Below are 17,190 nucleotides of genomic sequence, written 5' to 3'. Positions count from 1 at the left end.
TGGCGAGCATGATTTGAGTCTCCCTGTGACTTTCAGGGGAGAAGAAATGCGGGGCAGCGATGCGGAAGCATTCCGGAACCTGGGGCTGACCTCGAGGACGCAATTTCATCGGCCATAAGCCGGAGGTTCGTGGGATCGGATGACTCCCGTCGAGGACGCCATAGACAAGTCAAACTGACGAAACGGTCCGACAGTGATAGGCTTTGCCCCGCTTTTCGTTTCAGCTTGCCGGATTCGCCCCATGAACTTCATTGCCGCCATCGAGGCCCTGAACTCCATCGCCCAGTCCCTGGAGCGCATGGCCCCCAAGCCGCTGGCCAAGGCCAACCTGTCGGCCGCCGACGCGTTCGTCTGGTACGCCGATCCCGACCGGCTCGACCCGATCGCCGCCGTCAATCGGGTCGAGATCGATCTGTTGCGCGGCATCGAATCCCAGCGCGAGCAATTGCTCGACAATACCCGCCGCTTCGCCCGTGGGCTTCCGGCCAACAACGCCCTTCTGTGGGGAGCCCGTGGCACCGGCAAATCCTCGCTGGTCAAAGCGGTCCACGCGACAATCAATGCCGAAAGCCCCAAGGCGCTGGCGCTGGTCGAGATTCATCGCGAGGACATTCCCACGTTGCCTCGGTGCCTGCGCTTGCTGAAAGAAAGCGGGCGGCGGTGTATCCTGTTTTGCGACGATTTGTCGTTCGATCAGCAGGACGATGCCTATAAATCGCTGAAGGCGGTGCTGGAAGGCGGCATTGAGGGCCGCCCGGCCAATGTCGTGTTCTATGCTACCTCGAACCGCCGTCATTTGATGGCGCGCGACATGATCGACAACGAACGCGCCACCGCGATCAATCCCGGCGAAGCGATCGAAGAAAAAGTCTCGCTGTCCGACCGCTTTGGATTGTGGCTGGGCTTCCATCATCTCGACCAGGATACCTTCCTGTCGATCGTCGAGGGGTACGTCGCCCGTTACCAGCTTCCGATTGAAAAGTCAGAACTGCACCGCGCCGCCAACGAGTGGACGGTAACGCGCGGCGCCCGGTCGGGCCGGGTGGCGTGGCAGTTCATCCAGGATCTCGCCGGGCGCTTGGAGCGGCCGCTATAGAATTCGTCTCTCTGTCCCCGTCAAGCCCCCTTCACGCGCTCCTCTAAACAGGGTTAAGTGAGCTTCGGGGGGATGATCTTTGGGATCGAGGGGGCGGGAACGGACGGATGGCAACGGACAGTACCAGCAGCGCGAATAGCGACACAACCGAGCCGGTTGTTGTGCCGTTACGCACTTTTCTCGGCCGCTTTCTGCATCTGGCCGGGCCTTACTGGCAATCGGAAGAAAAATGGAAGATTCGCGGATGGCTGGTGCTGTTCGCGATTCTGACCGTGTGTCAGGTGATCATCCCGATTCAGGTCAATCTGTGGAACGCCAGGTTGTTCGATGCGCTGGAACAGCGCTCGATCGACAAGTTTTATGCCCTGATCGCCCAGATCGTCGTGATCCTGATCGCCAGCATGAGCGTCACCGGCCTGCATCTGCGGATCAAACGGCAACTTCAACTCGGTTGGCGACGCTGGCTGACCCGGCGGTTGCAGGATAATTGGATGGCGATGGGCCATCATTACCAACTGAGCCACCTGCCCGGCAATCACGATAATCCCGATGGTCGGATCGCCGAAGATATCCGCACCTGTACTGAATCCGCGGTCGATCTTGCTCATTCCCTGATTTATTGCGGCTTGCTCCTGATCAGCTTCATCAATATTTTGTGGACGCTGTCCGAAGGGATCAGCATCACCCTGGGCGACACCACCTTGCCGATTCCCGGCTTCATGGTGTGGGTCGCGCTGCTTTATGCCTCGGCGGCATCGTCGCTGGCGCTGTGGATGGGCCAGCCGCTGATCCGCGCCACCGACCGCCGCCAGACCGCCGAGGCCAATTTCCGCTTCGGGCTGGTCCGCGCCCGCGAGAATTCCGAAGCGATCGCCTTGGTTCATGGCGAAGTCGGCGAGCGCCGCCGCTTCTCTGAACTGTTCCGCGGCATCGAAGGGGCGTGGCGGCGGCAGACGGCCGGTCTGACCCGTCTGTTCCTGTTTACCTCGGGCTATGCGGTGTTTTCGACCGCCTTTCCGATCCTGATCGCCGCTCCCCGCTACATCGCCGGGACGATCTCGCTGGGACAGACGATGCAATCGGCGCTGGCGTTCCAGCAACTGACCTCGGCCTTATCCTGGCCGGTCGATAACATGCAGAAGGTGGCGGAATGGCGCGCCTCGGTCGAGCGGGTGCTGTCACTCAACGACGCGCTTCAGGCCCTGCGCGACGATTCCTCCCGCCCCGACGCTCATGCGGTGATGGTCGAACGCTCCACCACGCCGACCCTGTGCTTCCACGACCTGACCATCGCCGACGCCGACGGGCGGGTCGTGATCGAAGGCTTTTCGGCCGAGATCGCGCCGGGCGAGCGAGTGCTGATCGGTGGTGATCCCGGCGCGGCGGTCAAACTGTTTAAGGTCGTCGCCGGATTGTGGCCGTGGGGCAAGGGCACGGTCAGTCTGCCCTGTGACGCGACTCTGTTCTTCCTGCCGCAACGCCCCTACATGCCGATCGGCTCGTTGCGTGGTGTGCTGGCCTATCCATCGACCTCGGACAGTTTTGCCGAAGGGGCGATGCGCGACGCCCTGGTCCGGGTCGGCCTTGGCCATCTGACCGAGCAATTGCGCCAGCATAACAGTTGGGATCAGGTGCTGACGGCCGGGGAGCAGCAGCGTTTGGGCTTCGCCCGTCTTCTGCTGCACCGGCCGCGCTGGATCGTGATGCAGGAAGCGACCGATGCGCTCGACCCCGAAAGCGAACGCCGCTTGATGCAATTGCTGATCGACGAGTTCCGCAACGCGACGATCATGACCGTTGGCTTTCATGCCGACCTCGAAGCCTATCACCAGCGCACGTTAACCCTGGCGGCCAACCACGAAGGCAAGATGCTGATCAAGGAATCGCGCAAGGACTGGCAGACCCAGCCCAAGCCGCATTCTTCAAGCTGGAGCGGTCGCCTGCTCGCGCCCCTGCGTCGCCGCAGCGAACGCCGCTCTCTGACCAACGGCATCGGCGGCAAGCACGGCGACTGGCGCAATTAATACATGCGGTAGTGCGGGGTGCTGCTCTCCCCAGTGCGATCAGCGATGATCGGATTGGAGAATAAGGCAAGGGAGAGCGGTTGCCGGCACAGGCGAAAGGAATGACGGAGGGTCGGGCGGCTTCGGACTTGCTCGAGAACGTCGCCGCCATCCCCTCGATGGCTTGGCACTTCCATGTCGCGATTATCGTCTGGTGGATGCCGTGCTTGGCAGCTAACTCCGCCAGCGTCAGATCGCCCTTGATCGCCTCCAACGCCACCTTGGCCTTGAAATCCGCGCTGTAGAGCTTCCTCGTCACCTTACCCATTGCTCAAGGTCATTGCTCGCAATGGGCGATAGCTTAACATGCTGTCCGAATTTCCGGGGCCACTTCTCCCTATGGATGAGCTGAGTCGCGGGCGAGGCGGAACCCCAGATTGATGAAACGGAAATCCTGGGCGAACCACATCCGTTTGGCCGAGCGGAGATGCACCGGGCTGTTGCCCCACGATCCGCCGCGCAGCACGCGGGGACAGGCGGCCCGATCCACCCTGGCCCGGCCATCCGATGGTGCGCCGCGATAGGTCGGCGACCAGCAATCCTCGGTCCATTGCCAGACATTGCCGGACATGTCGTACAGCCCGAACGGATTGGGGGGGAAGGATCCCACCGGCGCAGTCGAGCGGCCGCCCCAAGAACTGCCGCATCCGTCGCAATTGGCTTTCCCCTGTCCGATGTCGTCGCCCCAGGTATAGCGGGTGTCGGTTCCGGCCCGCGCCGCATATTCCCATTCCGCCTCGGTCGGCAGGCGATAGGATTGCCCGGTCTTCTCGTTCAGACGACGGATATAGGTTTGGGCCTCGGCCCAACTGATGCTCTCGACCGGAAAGGACTGGCCGCGAAAGTGGCTGGGGTTGGTCCCCATCACCGCCGTCCAGTCCGCCTGGGTCACCGGGTAAATCGCCAGCGCGAACGGCTTGGCAATGGTAACCGGATGGCGCGGCTCCTCGCCGGGCTCGCGGGCCGGATCGGTAGCGGGACTGCCCATCTGGAATCGCCCCGCCGGAATCTCGACCATTTCGGGACAATCGCGGCAATCGCGGAAGACCGGGGCGCTGTCGGCCGATTGGGGGGCGGCGAGAGCGGCAATGAAAAGAAGGGCAAGCGGCAGTGCCGCCGCTGCGGTCAGACGTCGAGGCATGAATCCTCCGGCAAGAAAGGGGCAAAATCCATCCTATCTCCCCTGTCTTGAACCAATGGTGACGCGCGGGTTCATGTCCGGTTAATCTTCGAGACGCGAGAGTACCCGCCGGTCCGACATCTGGGCCGCAACGCCTATTGTCCGCGCGAGGGAGACCCGGGATCATGTCGATGTGTCAATGCGGTTCGGGTCAGTCGTTTGACTGCTGTTGCGGTCCGCTGATCGCGGGCGAGCGGTCGGCCCCCACCGCCGAGGCGTTGATGCGGGCGCGCTATACCGCTTTTATTCGGGGTGATCTCGGGTATCTCGACCGCACCCTGGCTCCGGAAAAGCGGGCCGAATTCGACCGCGACGAGGTCGGCGAGTCCGCCCAGGAGGCGGTCGCGGTCGGACTGGAGGTTCGTGTTGCGACTGGCGGCGGCGAAGCCGACACGGAAGGGACGCTGGAGTACATCGCCCGCTTCAAAATGCGGGGACAGCCCCACCTGCATCATGAACTGGCGACGTTCCGGCGTCGGGATGGCGAGTGGGTCTATGTCGATGGCACGGTCAGTCCCAAGACCGCGCCGCGAACGGTGACCAAGGTCGGGCGTAACGAGCCGTGTACGTGCGGATCAGGGAAGAAGTTCAAAGTCTGCTGCGGCGGCTGAGGCGAGGATGGAGCGCCGGTTCGCCTGTACCGCCTGCGGGAAATGCTGTTACGGCCTGTTGCCGCTGACGCTGGACGATGCGCTTGCCCATGCCGGGCGCTTTCCGCTGGGGGTGATGCTGACGCCCGTGCGGCCGGGGCATAAATCGTTCGACCTGACCCTCCGACTGGGCAGCGCGGTCCGCTTGCCCAACCGGCGTCAGATCGCGGTGCGGATCAGCCCGGTATCCTATCTGCCGCCGACACTGGCCTGTCCCGAACTGGCCGCCGACGGGCTGTGCGCCATTCACCGCGACAAACCAGTCCGCTGTCGGACGATGCCGTTCTTTGCCGCCCGGGATGAGCGCGATCAGTCGGCGCTGCTGATCCCGCGTTCGGGCTGGGCCTGCGATGTCTCGGCCACCGCTCCAGTAGTCTATCGCGATGGAGCAATCGTTGCCCGCGACGACTTCGAAATCGAAGCACGGGCGATGCGCGATCAGGCTCCGATCCTGCGTGCCTATGCCGGTGCCCTGGTTGCGACGGTGCCGGGGGTGGTGGAGAAACTGACGGCGGCGGCGGCCAAGCCCGTCGGTGGTGAGCTTCTGGTCGGGTTTTCCACTCTGTTGCGACGACTGGACTCGGTCGATCGCGCCGAAATCGCTGCGCTCCAGGTCCCGGTGCTGGCTGACTTTGCCGCCCGCACCGGGTCCGATCCTGGACTCGCCGGTTTTACCGGCCAGTACCGCGCCTGGGAGCAGGAGATGACCCGGCTGGCCCGGCGCGGCGGCACTGGGACATGATCGTTTCTTTTGCCGCGATCACTCGACGATCAGCTTGATCGTTTGGTTCCGTCCGCCGCAATCACAGGTGATCTGATAGATCCCGGCCTCCAGCGGACCGACGTCGGTCCGTGCCTTTCTCAGATCGCCGGGGAGAGAGGTGCCCCGCGGCGAGATGGTGGTGACCCAGGTCGCAGGCACGTCGAGCGAGGGCAGTCCGATCTGCGGGCTGGAGATGCTTGTCGCGGTCGGACCGATCGCCGCTGCGGTCAAGTGAAACGGCGTGTTGGCCGGAACCGTGATCTCGTGAGGGTGCATATGGTCGTCGTTAATAACGACGGAGCGAATCATCCGATCACTGCATCCGGCGACGCCGATAGATGCCACTGCAAAAATTATAGAAGCGATCTTTCTCATGTCGTCATTTGCCTTAAGTCTTATCCCCTGTGAAGGGGGTGCGTTGTTTTCATTAATGAAAAAATAGCATCACCCCTCTGAACCGAAGATGATCTTGTTGTTCATCTTCGGTTCATTCTCGCGAGCTGACAGGAGGGGCTCAGGTCCGGGTCTGATGGGTGACCAGCCATTCCCGGATGAGTCCCGCCGAGAACATCCGGTAGAGCACCGGCAGGATCACCAGGGTCAGCAAGGTCGAGGAGACCAAACCGCCCACCACCACGGTTGCCAGAGGTCGTTGCACCTCCGACCCGACGCCGTTCGACATCAGCATCGGAATAAGCCCAAGCGCGGCGATAAAGGCCGTCATCAGCACCGGACGGAGGCGAGAGAACGCGCCGTGGGTGATCGAATGGCTGATCGGCATTCCTCCCAGAATGTTCTGGTTGATTGCATTGACCATCACCACGCCGTTCAGGACGGCGACGCCGAACAGGGCGATGAAGCCGATCGACCCCGGCACCGAGAGATATTGTCCACTGAGCAGAAGGGCGAAGATGCCGCCGATCATCGCCAGAGGGACGTTCAGCATGATCAACGCCGCCTGACCGACCGAGTGGAAGGCGAAATAGAGCAGCAGGAAGATCATCGCCAAGGACAGCGGCACGACGATCATCAGCCGCCCCTGAGCCCGTTCCTGGTTCTGGTACTGCCCGCCATAGACGACGGTGTAACCGGGCGGCAGCGTGACCTGGGTTTCGATCGCCTGACGCAATTCGGCGACCAGACCGCCCATGTCGCGGCCTTCGACGTTGGCCTCGATCACGATGCGGCGCTGAACGTCGTCGCGGCGGATCTGGGGCGGGCCGCTGTCGATGACGACTTGGGCGACGTCGCCCAGTTTGACCCAGGCTCCGTTGCCAGCCTGGATCACCAGATCGCGAATGGCTTCCGGGGTGGCGATGAAGCGGTGATCGAGGCGCAGATAAATGTCATAGCGCTCGTTGCCGCGAATGATCTGTCCGGCTCCGACCCCGCCGATTGCTTCCGACACCAAGGCCATTACCTGACCGACCGGAATGCCATAGCGGGCGAGGGCCTCGCGGTTCGGGGTGATGGTCAATTGGGCCTCACCCGCGATCTTTTCCATCGCGACGTCGCGGGTGCCGGGGATGCGTTTGACCAGCGACTCGATCTCCTGCCCCTTGGCCGCCAAAACGTCGAGGCCGGGTCCGAACAGTTTGATCGCCAATTGGGCTTTGACGCCGGACATCAATTCATCGACCCGCGAGGCGATCGGCTGGGAGAACGACAATTGCAGGCCGGGCATCACCGACATCGATTTTTCCATCTGCGCCTGAAGCGCCTTGCGGTTGGACGCGGTGGTCCAGTCGGCGACCGGCGTCAAGCCGACGAGAATCTCGATGTTGCTGACCGGTTCGGGATCGCCTCCCAGTTCGGCCCGGCCGATCCGGCTCGACGCGTAGGTCACTTCCGGGAAGGCCTGAAGCCGCGCCTCCAGCTTGGTCGCCACCCCGAGAGCAGTGTCGAGACTGGACGCGGCGGGAAGCGTGACGCGGATGTTGAGGGTACCTTCCTCTAATTCCGGCATGAACTCGGTGCCGATGAGGGGAAGTGTTGCCAGCGACACGACAAAAAATCCCAGCGCGCCCAGCACGACCTTGCGCGGGTGGCGCAACGCGGCGGGAAGAACCTTGCCGTAAAGCCGTTCGATCGGCGGGAAGATATAGCTGTCCTTGTGGTGTACCCCGGCCCCCAGCAAGTAAGTCGCCAGCGCCGGGATCACCACCAGGGCGACGAGAAGGGACGCCGCCATCGCCAGAACAATGCTGACCGCCATCGGCTGGAACAGCTTGCCTTCGACTCCTTCCAGGCTGAACAGCGGGGTGAACACCACGATGATGATGATGACGGCAAAGAACACCGGACGGCTGACCTCGCGGGCGGCCTGCTGAATCCGCAACGTGAGTCCGCTGGACCCGCCCGGACCTCCCGCCAGCGACGGCGGGCGGGGCTGGGTGATGTGAACGAAGATGTTCTCCATCATCACCACCGAGCCATCGACCATCATGCCGATCGCGATGGTCAGCCCTCCCAGCGACATCAGGTTGGCGGAAATGTCGAGATAGGACATCGCCATCAACGCCAGACCCGCCGAGATCGGCACACTGAGCAGGACCAGCAACGCAGCGCGCAGATTCATCAGAAACAGGATCAGAACCACGATCACCAGGACAAAGGTCTCCAGCATCGCCTTGACCACAGTGGCGACGGCCTTGTCCACCAGATCGGACTGGTCATAGATCGGATCGAGCGTCACGCCCGCAGGCAACGCTTTCTGGATCAGGGGCAGGCGTTCCTTGATGCCGTCGATTGTCGCCTTGGTGTTGGCTCCGACGCGCTTCAGCACGATACCGCTGACCACTTCTCCCATCGGCGTCATCGTCCCGTTTGGCTCGCGCACGGTCATCGTCACCGCGCCCTGGCGGACCTCGCCTCCGAAAAGAACCCGGGCGACATCGCGCACCCGCACGACGACGCCTTTGTCCTCCTTGATCGGCACGTTGGCGATATCGTCGAGCCCCTGATTGCCGCTGCGCATCATGCCGATGCCACGGATCACCAATTGCTCGGCGCCCTGGTCGAGAAACAGCCCTCCGGCATTGCGGTTGCTGGCCTCGATCGCATCGCGGATATCGTCGATCCGCACGCCATAGGACAATAATTTGCTCGGATCGACCCGGACCTGATACTGCCGCACTTCGCCGCCGAACGAGAGCACCTGGGTCACCCCGTCCACCGGCATCAGCAGAAGCTTGACGACCCAGTCGTTCAGCCCGCGCAGGGCCATCGCGTCGAAGTGCTGGGGGTCTTTGGTCCGCAGCACATATTGAAACACCTGACCGATCCCCGAGGTGTTGGGGCCGATCTGGGGCAATCCGGCCCCGCTCGGAATCTGGCTCTTGGCCGTTTGCAGCCGTTCGAACACCATCTGGCGGGCGAAATAGAGGTCGGTTCCCTCCTTGAATACCACTGTCACCACCGACAGGCCGGTTCGGGAAATCGAACGGACCTCTTCGACGTTCGGGGCGGCGTACATCACCGCTTCGATCGGGTAGGTGATCAGTTGCTCGACTTCCTCGGCGGCCAACCCGTTGGCTTCGGTGTTGACCACGACCTGAACGTTGGTGACGTCCGGGAAGGCGTCGAGATTGAGCTTGGGGAGCAGGACAGAAGCCGCCGCGATCAGGGCGAGCAGGCCAAGAACCACGATCTGGCGATTGACGATGCCAAGGTCGATCAGTCGATTGAGCATGTCTGACGCCTTCTACTGAGCAGAGCCGGTGACGTTTTTGTCGAGTTCCGACTGAAGAAAGAACGCGCCGCTGGTGACGATTCGCGACCCAGTGGTCAGCCCTTCCACCTGCGACTGACCGTTGGCGGTCTGCACCACCCTCACCGGGACCGGAGCCAGTCCGCCGTCCTTATCCTCGACGAACACCACCCAGCCGCCATTGGCATTGCGGATCACGGCATCGGTCGGCACGACGAGTCCGGCCGACGATTCCCCGGGCTCCAGATCGACCTGGACGAACTGCCCGGGATTGAGCGCGCGTGTCGGGTTCTCGGCTTCGAGGCGAACCCCCAACGTCCGGGTCCGCTCATCCAGGGACGGCAGGATCTGTTTGACGACGGCCTTGGTCCGGCCCGACGCAAGCCGGATTGAGGCCGAGGCGCCGGGGACCAGCGTTCCGGCCAGATCGGCATCGACGCGGGCCTCGATCCAAACCGTCGCGGTGTCGGCGACCTCGAACAGCGGTTTGCCCGCCTCGACCATTTCCCCGATCCGAAACGAATCCGAGGTGACGATCCCGGCTTGCGGAGCCGTCAGAGTGAAAATGCCGGGGGTCCGGTTGTGGCCGTCTCTGGCCAGGGCCTCGATCTGTGCCGAGGACAGGCCATAGGTCAAAAGGCGGGCGCGGGCCTGCTGACGTCCGACCTCGGCTTCGATCCAGCGTTTTCCGGCGACGATGTCGCGTCCCAAATCCTGAACCCGCCGCCACTCGCGCTCGGCCAGCACATAACCGGCTTGGGCGTCGGCGACCTCGACGCTGAATAGGGTGGCAAGCGGCTGCCCCTGTCGGACCGTCTGCCCCAGAACCGCGTGCCGGTTCTGGATTACGGCGGGAATGCGACTGGAGACGAGACTGGAGCGATAGCGGTTGGGTTGGACTTCGCCCGGAAACGACATCCCGCCGGACAGGGATTTGCGCTCGACCGTCCCGATCACGATCCCCGCGGCGTCCCGCTGCTGGGGTGACAGCACCAACCCTGCCGGAGCCGCCGCCGCAGGGACAACGGGGGCGGCGGTGTCCTGCTTCGGCGCGGGAGCAGGATCGCGAGACAGCGCCGCCCCCGCCATGGTCACGGCCGTCCCGATCAGGGACACGGCCAACACAGCGGTCATTGCACGGTGGGAAAAATGTTTCATGGCGCAAGTCCCATAAAGGTCTCGAAGCCGTTGGACGCCTTGAGGACAGTGGCGAGAGAGGTCCAGGCCGAAGTCTTGAGCTCGCTCCCCTGCTGGGCAACGCGGGCGGTTTCACGGATCTGGATGAAATAGTCGGTGGCGGTGATTTCCCCGCCCAGCCACATCCGCTCCATCAAGGCGGCCTGCTGCTCGATCGGAGCCATCGCCTGGTCCCGCCACATCCGCCAGCCACGATGCGCCTCGACATAGGAGGCGCGGGCCGCCGCCAGTTCCGTTGCGATCTCGCGCCGGGCGGTGGCCTCCGCCGCTTCCGCCGTCACCAGGCCGCGGCCCGAGGCCCGGACTTTGGCCGAGCCGGAATTCAGCACCGGAATCGGCACCGACACGCCGAAGGTGACGAGAGTCGCGTCACCCTCGCTCCCCCCGCCCAGCCGGAAGGTCGGGTCGGGAATTCGCTCTTCCTCCGACAGCCGCAGTTCCGACCGCGCCACCTCGACCCGCGCGCGCAAGCCGCGAAGGATGGGGTGGCGATCCAGGACGCGATCGATATCCTCTCCCACCACGGCGTCTTCGATCGGAAGCTGCGGCGGCAATGGGGCGATCTCGTCGGGAACGCAGGCGCAAAGACCACGGACTTCCTCGCGAGCACGGGCCAGATCGACCCGGGCGTCGGCGCGGAGGCGGGCGGTTTCCGCCAGGGCCAGCCGTGCCAGCGACAAGTCCGCCGCCGAACTGTCACCGGCCTTGCGTTGCCGTTCGGCCAACCTCACGAAACTGGCCATGGCCGCTTCTTGCCGCGCGGCCAGGGCTTCCTTGTCCTGGGCGCCCTGATAGCGGGCAAGGCGGGTCAGGGCTTCGGACACCAAGGCCAAACGCGCTTCCGCCTCTCCGGCATTGGCGACGTCAACCCCCTGGGTGCCGATTTCGCTCCGTCGCTGCTGTTTGGCGCCGAAATCGGTGGTCAGGGACACTTCGACGACACGGGTCCACGTCGTCTCTCCGGTGCCGCTGTCCGTCCCCGCTGGGGTTCGTTTGTGCTCGCCGCTGAAACCCAGTTCGGGGTTGTAGAGCGGCTGGGCCAGAACCTCGGCTTCGGCCCGCGCCCGTTCGACATCGCTGCGGGCCTGATGCGACCGGGGATGTTCGGCCAGAACCTTCTCCAGATACGGCGTTATCGCCGTGAGGGACGGTTCAATGGCTCGCGCGGCAGTCGGAAAGATCAATTGGCTCGCTGCTGCTCCAGCGGCGCAGATCAACGATAATCGAAAGGATTTCGAAGGCGGCAGAATCGTGATGGTCGGGAGAGGGGATATGGATTTCATGATGGCTTTCAACTCGGAACGACGATGTGAAGCCCAATGGACAGTGCGTATCCACAGACATCGACGTTCCATTGCCTAACATGAAAGATGTGACCCTGTTCTGAATGCTCCATTCACCTTTCGTTAATTTTAGAGCATGTGTAGCTATATATTAAGCCTCCGGTGGGAGCCGCAGCCGTGTAGGTCTCAGGCGGCGGCATCAGTCCCCGTGGCGACGCGTCTCCTGTTCCACGGCAGGAGTTCGTCGAGCCGGTTGACGGGATGCCCTGCGATGCAGGCCAAGATTTCGGCGAGCCAGGCCTGGGGATCGACATCGTTCATCTTGGCGGTGACGATCAGGCTGTACATGGCGGCGGCGCGCTGGCCACCGCGATCGGACCCGGCGAAGAGCCACGATTTTCTGCCGAGGGCAATTCCGCGCAGCCCTTGCGGTTCCGGACAACATCACAGCCGCAGATGCTCAGCGGATCAAAAGCTACTGTCTCGACCCATGGATCAAAAAAGTCATTTCATAGGACGGTCGGTATTATTCCAGCGCAAGCATCAAGATGCGTGCAATCTGCAACGAATGTCTTCTGTAGGTGTGGAGTCGTCGCGATTGGCCGGAAGGGGGGACTGGCCGAACACCCAGACTCGACTGGCGCCCTTCCTATCGCGTGTTTTCGCTGGCCAGTTTCAGTCCCAAAGCAACGAACGACGCAGCGAAGGCACGCCGGAGCCAGTTCATTGTCCGCTCGCTATCCAGTAAACGCTGGCGGCCGCTCGCAGCGATCACGACGTATCCCATGAACACGATAAAAGTCATGGCAGTGAATCCGAAGCCAAGCTCCATCAAATCGGCGACGCCACTCTCCGGGGGCATAAACTGCGGAATGAAGGCGAGAAAGAATAATGGAAGTTTTGGATTGAGGATATTCAGCAAAATTCCTCGACGGACGATCCTTATAGACGGTTCTGGCTTGCTAGGTCGCAGAGACAAAGCACCTTGATCTTTCAAGACCGCCCAGGCCATCCACATTAAATAGGCGACGCCCGCAAACTTTACGGCCTGGAACAATGCGGCACTGGCATGCAGAATGGTTGCAAGACCGGCCATGGCCACGGCCATATGAATGACCGTCGCAATGGTGCAGCCAAGAGAAGCCCAGAATCCTGCCCGCAGCCCGCCCCCAATTGTCGAAGAGAGGGCATATACAACACCTATCCCCGGTGCTGCGCAGACGATAAATGTCGTAAAGAGGTATTCTGGGCTCATTTGGCGGACTCGTTTGCGGGTGCCCGTGCGCCGAAGCGCATCTCCCGATAGACATGCCTGATTCGTCTGGTTTCTGTCGAGGAAATCCTGAAAATAGACAGGCCGTCGGTACAGAAATTTAGCACAAAGCTCGTTTTCGATAACCAGCGCTCTGGGCCGCTATTTCGACGTCTACAACGGCAGAAGGCCGCATTCGAGCTTTGGCGGCAGCATGATTTCCGCCGCACTCCGTCCGCGATCATGTCCGCGATACACTTCGCCGCGAGATGCCCGAGATCGATCCGCTGGTGGTGGCCGAGCCCTTTACTCTGGATACAGAGACAGAGGATGTCGCGGAAACCGTCCGGATCGCTGAAGGCACGGAAATCACCGCAGAGGAGATGACCCGCATCGAAACGGCCGTGCGCGAGGCCGTTTCAGCCCACCCCCTGGCCGACGACCTTCATGCCATTCCATAAAAAGTCCCATTGCCCAGTCCTTTATAAACCCGACCTATACGCAAAAACCGAGGGGATGCTATCGAGAGCGCTCGTCGTTTCCTCGTGACGGTTCTGTTGCGGGAGTGAAAACGCTGTCTTTGTGGAGTGAAAAACCGTCCGCACTCCCTCTCCTGGACTCGTCCGCGTCAGCCAAGCGCCGAAACAAGTCGGCCTCGGCTTTGCGGTAGCTTTTCAGGGCGTTGTACAGGGTCCGACGCGTGCGGGGGGTGTCGTCGCTCTTGGCGGCCCGTCTCAGATAATCGACGTGCTGGCGATGCGCCTGCCAGAGATGAAACGCCGCCTGTTCGAACGCGACCAGCGCTTGCTGGCTTTCTTCGTTTGTATTCTGAAGCATCACGATTTCCCGTTTGCTTAGCATTCGCCATGGGAGCGGAATACGAATAAATCAACCAAAAGGCGTATTCGGATGGTCAGGAGGTGGCGTGAGCGCAGGAAATTCGTCGTCATAACGCAATCCTCGGGGTGGCTCGGGCTGTTCGCACCGGGACCGCCCCACCACTCGTGGGGACAGCTTAGAGCGGCAGTCCGAATAAAACGGACGAAGCGAGGGGATGGGGTGCGGACGGCGCGGTCAGCCGACAGGCCTCGGCGCCGTCCGCGGGACTAGGGCAATCTTCCATTGGACTCCTCAAACCAAGGACAGGTCAGACCGGACCGGACAAGGCGAGTTGGACGATCCGGACCAGCACCAGGCCAGCGGCAAGCACCAGATAAGCCCGCAACACCCCCATCCACAGCCGGTTGAGACGGGACATCCGGGGCGGAGGCAACTCGGACAGCGGCGGCATTTGCCAAAACTCGGGCGGATTCTGGTCGGCTTCGGGAGCGGATGCCCGCCGCCGATGCCAGAACCAATTGGCCAACGCCACGACGATGCCAACGATGCTCCCACCGCCCAGGATGCCGAGGATCACATCCTCCCCGATGTCGGGAAACAGCACCGAGGACGTCAGAATGATCGACAGCATCACCAACACCGCGATGACTGCCCCGGTAAACCAGTTCAGACGGGTGGAATTAACCCACGGCCCCAGCACAGCGCGGTCGTTGCACAACAACAGCAGGAACACCGTAGCGCTGGGCAAGAGAATCCCGGCCAGGGTTTGCACCGCATTGGTCAGCAGGCCGAGCGGTGTGCCGGGCGTCAGCACCAGAAACGCCGCCACCAGGATCAGGCTGGCGAAGATGGCATAGAACCCCTTGGCATCGCTTGCCTTATGGTGGAGGGAGTGGCGGAGCGACAGCACGTCACCGATCGCATAGGCTGTTGATAGCGACACTGCGGCCGCGCCGATGATGCAGGCGTTGAGCAAGGCAAGCGCGAAGAGGACCCCCGGCACCGCTCCGGCATATTTTTCAAGCCCGGCCGCCACGGCACCGGCGTCGGTGAAGTTCCCGAATTCGGGCCGACCCACGAAGATCGCCGCCGTAAAGGACATCATCGCCACCGCGCCGATCACCACCATCAGAATGCCCAGCCACAGATCGACCCGCTCATAACGGATGAAGCGCGGGGTGATCCGCTTGTCGATCACATAGCTTTGTTGAAAGAACAGCTGCCAGGGGGCGACGGTGGTGCCGACGATCGCGATCACCAGCAGCATCACCTCGCTGAGTTTGCTGTCTGGCGGCATCTGCGGCGTCATGAAGTCGTGTGCGATCTGGTCGAGCGGCGGGTGCACCGCAAGGAATACCGGAACCAGCAGCAAGCTGCCGAAGGCCAGTACCATCGCGAAACGCTCGAACCGACGAAAGTTGCCGGTTCCGGCTGCCGCCATCACCAGAATCGCCGATATCCCCACGCCGATTTCGCGCGAAATGCCGAGATAATCGAGCGCCAGGGTGATGCCGATAAATTCAGTGACGATGGTCAGGGCGTTCAGAAGGAACAGGTCGATCACGCTGAAGGCGCCCCAAAACTTGCCGAACCGTTCGAGAATCAGCCGGGCATGGCCAACGCGGGTGACCGCCCCCAGGCGAAGGACCATCTCCTGGTTGACGTACAGAACGGGGATCAGCAGCAGCAAGGTCCACAGCAAGGCGGTGCCGTAAATCTGACCGGCCTGGGTGTAGGTGCCGAATGCACCAGCATCGTTATCTCCGACCATCACGATCACTCCCGGTCCCAGCACGGCCAGCAGGGTTCTGATCCGGGCGCGCCACGTCGTCCGTGGTCCGATATCGTCGTGGGAAATGGTCCCGAAGGCACCGTGGATGGACCCGAGATGAGCCTTGTCGAGAACGGCCGAGCGCCGGTTTGGACCGAGGCCAGCCTCCTTTTCGATCGCAGTCATGTACTTATCCTTTATTTCGGCAATAAGAATCCATGCGCAGAAACTACTGTCGTAGCCCTACGGCGTATCCGTGGTCATGGGGGGGGCGAGGGAGCGGGCGGACCCGCTGCCCTCTTTAGGGATGCGTTCCGGTCAAGACGGATCGGTGCCCGATTTCCAGGCGCAAACAAGCCGCCCTGAAGCCGGATCAAGCGTCCAGGGGCAAATCAGAACAGGGGGATGGGGCCGACCATCGCGGGCGGCGACATTGGTGCCGATGCCGGAGAGTGGGCCGAAAAAAGTGCGGAAAACAGGGATTTCTGCAAAGGTGGCAGCCATTTTCGCCTCCATTGCCTGGGGTTGACGGTGTCGTCCCAGGAGGCGTCCGCTCGGCTGCGAGGAGGACCTACCGGAGGGCGGTCTTCCTGGCCACAGGGCGATGTCTGCGGTCCTGGGTATGATCAGCGATGCTCACGATCGTCCCGAGACGACTAGGAGGCTCCGCCGGTGCGGTCTGAGATTGGGGTTTCATGGTTTTCTCAATTTGAAGATGCGATGGGCTGCGGGACTGGCCCGCCGATGTCGCAATTGCGGAAATACGCCTCAGCGAGCGATGGGTCAAGTCCTGAATCCAATAGAAAGGAAACTTCGTCTTGAAAGCGCGGATGGCTTTCATTCTCTCCCCGCCATGTCGGGTGAGAGGGTGGGGGATGACACGCGACGCCGGGTTATCCCCCGATCCTGTGGATAGAGTTGTGGGCGGGTTGAGGGTAACGTCGGGAATTCCGGACGAACCTGGGACCTTGTGGCCGATGCCGATATTTCAGGCAAACTGACCCATCGGCTCGATGAACTGCTTCCGTGGAGCTGAGAGCTGATGGGGTGGACGGCCCAACGACCGCCCCAATATGGGCATCGGCGGCATCACTCCCGCCCAGAAACTGAAATTGGCCGCCTGAATTCTATGTCCAACCCCTGCTTAAATTGGGGGGATTAGCCTCTGGCCGTAGCGGCGACAGCGGGATGCGGGCAATCGAGCGGGCCAGAGCATCGACGGGCACGCCATGTTGCAGGGCCGCCGAGATCACCACGCCGATCACCGGAGGATCGATCAGTCGTAGCGGCAACGCCTTTTAAATATATCTGAATATCCGTCCTGGTAAAAGGATGTTGCGGAGGGCTAAATTTGGCTTATATCCCTATAAATCTTAAATTTAGACC

At 62.1% G+C, this 17,190-nt stretch carries 14 protein-coding genes and 2 pseudogenes; 5 read left to right on the top strand and 11 right to left on the bottom strand.

The window, feature by feature from the left end; translation table 11 throughout:
• Window positions 1–241: 241 nt before the first annotated feature.
• Both BLW40_RS01310 and BLW40_RS01305 read left to right on the top strand, forming a co-directional pair.
• On the top strand, window positions 242–1,096 hold the full coding sequence (locus tag BLW40_RS01310) for an ATP-binding protein (RefSeq protein WP_074764738.1): 855 nt from the start codon (window positions 242–244) through the stop codon (window positions 1,094–1,096).
• A gap of 107 nt (window positions 1,097–1,203) precedes the next feature.
• The gene (locus BLW40_RS01305; RefSeq protein ID WP_074764736.1) at window positions 1,204–3,120 is read left to right on the top strand and encodes an ABC transporter ATP-binding protein/permease; all 1,917 of its coding nucleotides are present in this window, start codon (window positions 1,204–1,206) and stop codon (window positions 3,118–3,120) included.
• A gap of 109 nt (window positions 3,121–3,229) precedes the next feature.
• On the opposite strand, the pseudogene BLW40_RS01300 reads toward BLW40_RS01305, so the two are convergent.
• Together BLW40_RS01300 and BLW40_RS01295 are read right to left on the bottom strand one after the other, a co-directional pair.
• Window positions 3,230–3,427, bottom strand: a pseudogene (locus tag BLW40_RS01300) (transposase); the annotation flags it as partial.
• A gap of 69 nt (window positions 3,428–3,496) precedes the next feature.
• On the bottom strand, window positions 3,497–4,300 hold the full coding sequence (locus tag BLW40_RS01295) for a formylglycine-generating enzyme family protein (RefSeq protein WP_074764734.1): 804 nt from the start codon (window positions 4,298–4,300) through the stop codon (window positions 3,497–3,499).
• 164 nt (window positions 4,301–4,464) lie between these two features.
• On the opposite strand from BLW40_RS01295, the gene BLW40_RS01290 reads away from it, so the two are divergent.
• Both BLW40_RS01290 and BLW40_RS01285 read left to right on the top strand, forming a co-directional pair.
• Window positions 4,465–4,950 (top strand): YchJ family protein, encoded by a 486-nt coding sequence (locus BLW40_RS01290; protein WP_074764732.1) that lies wholly within the window; start codon window positions 4,465–4,467, stop codon window positions 4,948–4,950.
• 7 nt (window positions 4,951–4,957) lie between these two features.
• Entirely contained in the window at window positions 4,958–5,731 is a 774-nt protein-coding gene (locus BLW40_RS01285) for a YkgJ family cysteine cluster protein (RefSeq protein WP_074764730.1), read from the top strand.
• A gap of 18 nt (window positions 5,732–5,749) precedes the next feature.
• Here BLW40_RS01285 and BLW40_RS01280 read toward each other — a convergent pair whose 3' ends face one another.
• From BLW40_RS01280 to BLW40_RS01255, 6 genes and pseudogenes are all read right to left on the bottom strand, one after another.
• A complete protein-coding gene (locus BLW40_RS01280; RefSeq protein ID WP_139305446.1) occupies window positions 5,750–6,061 on the bottom strand; it encodes a cupredoxin domain-containing protein in 312 nt (103 codons plus the stop codon).
• Window positions 6,062–6,266: 205 nt separating this feature from the next.
• A complete protein-coding gene (locus BLW40_RS01275) occupies window positions 6,267–9,443 on the bottom strand; it encodes an efflux RND transporter permease subunit (RefSeq protein ID WP_074764726.1) in 3,177 nt (1,058 codons plus the stop codon).
• A gap of 12 nt (window positions 9,444–9,455) precedes the next feature.
• A complete protein-coding gene (locus tag BLW40_RS01270) occupies window positions 9,456–10,619 on the bottom strand; it encodes an efflux RND transporter periplasmic adaptor subunit (RefSeq protein ID WP_083386564.1) in 1,164 nt (387 codons plus the stop codon).
• Window positions 10,616–11,842 (bottom strand): TolC family protein, encoded by a 1,227-nt coding sequence (locus BLW40_RS01265; protein WP_074764724.1) that lies wholly within the window; start codon window positions 11,840–11,842, stop codon window positions 10,616–10,618. The genes BLW40_RS01270 and BLW40_RS01265 overlap by 4 nt, the downstream gene beginning before the upstream one ends.
• A gap of 285 nt (window positions 11,843–12,127) precedes the next feature.
• A pseudogene (locus BLW40_RS01260) lies at window positions 12,128–12,370 on the bottom strand (transposase domain-containing protein); the annotation flags it as partial.
• A gap of 220 nt (window positions 12,371–12,590) precedes the next feature.
• Window positions 12,591–13,196, bottom strand: coding sequence for a LysE family translocator (locus tag BLW40_RS01255; protein ID WP_074764722.1), 606 nt, complete (start codon window positions 13,194–13,196; stop codon window positions 12,591–12,593).
• 266 nt (window positions 13,197–13,462) lie between these two features.
• Between BLW40_RS01255 and BLW40_RS01250 the strand changes: the two genes are divergently transcribed.
• Entirely contained in the window at window positions 13,463–13,654 is a 192-nt protein-coding gene (locus tag BLW40_RS01250; protein WP_074764720.1) for a hypothetical protein, read from the top strand.
• 58 nt (window positions 13,655–13,712) lie between these two features.
• Here BLW40_RS01250 and BLW40_RS01245 read toward each other — a convergent pair whose 3' ends face one another.
• The 3 genes from BLW40_RS01245 to BLW40_RS17760 form a co-directional block, all read right to left on the bottom strand.
• The gene (locus tag BLW40_RS01245; protein ID WP_139305445.1) at window positions 13,713–14,030 is read right to left on the bottom strand and encodes a hypothetical protein; all 318 of its coding nucleotides are present in this window, start codon (window positions 14,028–14,030) and stop codon (window positions 13,713–13,715) included.
• Between the two features lie 310 nt (window positions 14,031–14,340).
• Window positions 14,341–15,990: an NRAMP family divalent metal transporter gene (locus tag BLW40_RS01240; protein WP_074764716.1), complete on the bottom strand. Its 1,650-nt coding sequence runs from the start codon at window positions 15,988–15,990 to the stop codon at window positions 14,341–14,343.
• Window positions 15,991–16,122: 132 nt separating this feature from the next.
• The gene (locus BLW40_RS17760) at window positions 16,123–16,308 is read right to left on the bottom strand and encodes a hypothetical protein (protein ID WP_211656694.1); all 186 of its coding nucleotides are present in this window, start codon (window positions 16,306–16,308) and stop codon (window positions 16,123–16,125) included.
• Between the last annotated feature and the right edge of the window lie 882 nt (window positions 16,309–17,190).

The organism is Magnetospirillum fulvum, assembly GCF_900108475.1.
In the GTDB taxonomy this organism is placed as follows: Bacteria; Pseudomonadota; Alphaproteobacteria; order Rhodospirillales; family Magnetospirillaceae; genus Phaeospirillum; species Phaeospirillum fulvum_A.
This window is presented reverse-complemented; position numbering and strand designations above follow the sequence as displayed.

Bases quoted from the DNA above. Each gene is read 5' to 3' on its own strand.
- BLW40_RS01310 (WP_074764738.1), top strand. From the start codon at position 242: ATGAACTTCATTGCCGCCATCGAGGCCCTGAACTCCATCGCCCAGTCC.
- BLW40_RS01305 (WP_074764736.1), top strand. From the start codon at position 1,204: ATGGCAACGGACAGTACCAGCAGCGCGAATAGCGACACAACCGAGCCG.
- BLW40_RS01295 (WP_074764734.1), bottom strand. From the start codon at position 4,300: ATGCCTCGACGTCTGACCGCAGCGGCGGCACTGCCGCTTGCCCTTCTT.
- BLW40_RS01290 (WP_074764732.1), top strand. From the start codon at position 4,465: ATGTCGATGTGTCAATGCGGTTCGGGTCAGTCGTTTGACTGCTGTTGC.
- BLW40_RS01285 (WP_074764730.1), top strand. From the start codon at position 4,958: ATGGAGCGCCGGTTCGCCTGTACCGCCTGCGGGAAATGCTGTTACGGC.
- BLW40_RS01280 (WP_139305446.1), bottom strand. From the start codon at position 6,061: ATGATTCGCTCCGTCGTTATTAACGACGACCATATGCACCCTCACGAG.
- BLW40_RS01275 (WP_074764726.1), bottom strand. From the start codon at position 9,443: ATGCTCAATCGACTGATCGACCTTGGCATCGTCAATCGCCAGATCGTG.
- BLW40_RS01270 (WP_083386564.1), bottom strand. From the start codon at position 10,619: ATGAAACATTTTTCCCACCGTGCAATGACCGCTGTGTTGGCCGTGTCC.
- BLW40_RS01255 (WP_074764722.1), bottom strand. From the start codon at position 13,196: ATGAGCCCAGAATACCTCTTTACGACATTTATCGTCTGCGCAGCACCG.
- BLW40_RS01250 (WP_074764720.1), top strand. From the start codon at position 13,463: ATGCCCGAGATCGATCCGCTGGTGGTGGCCGAGCCCTTTACTCTGGAT.
- BLW40_RS01245 (WP_139305445.1), bottom strand. From the start codon at position 14,030: ATGCTTCAGAATACAAACGAAGAAAGCCAGCAAGCGCTGGTCGCGTTC.
- BLW40_RS01240 (WP_074764716.1), bottom strand. From the start codon at position 15,990: ATGACTGCGATCGAAAAGGAGGCTGGCCTCGGTCCAAACCGGCGCTCG.
- BLW40_RS17760 (WP_211656694.1), bottom strand. From the start codon at position 16,308: ATGGCTGCCACCTTTGCAGAAATCCCTGTTTTCCGCACTTTTTTCGGC.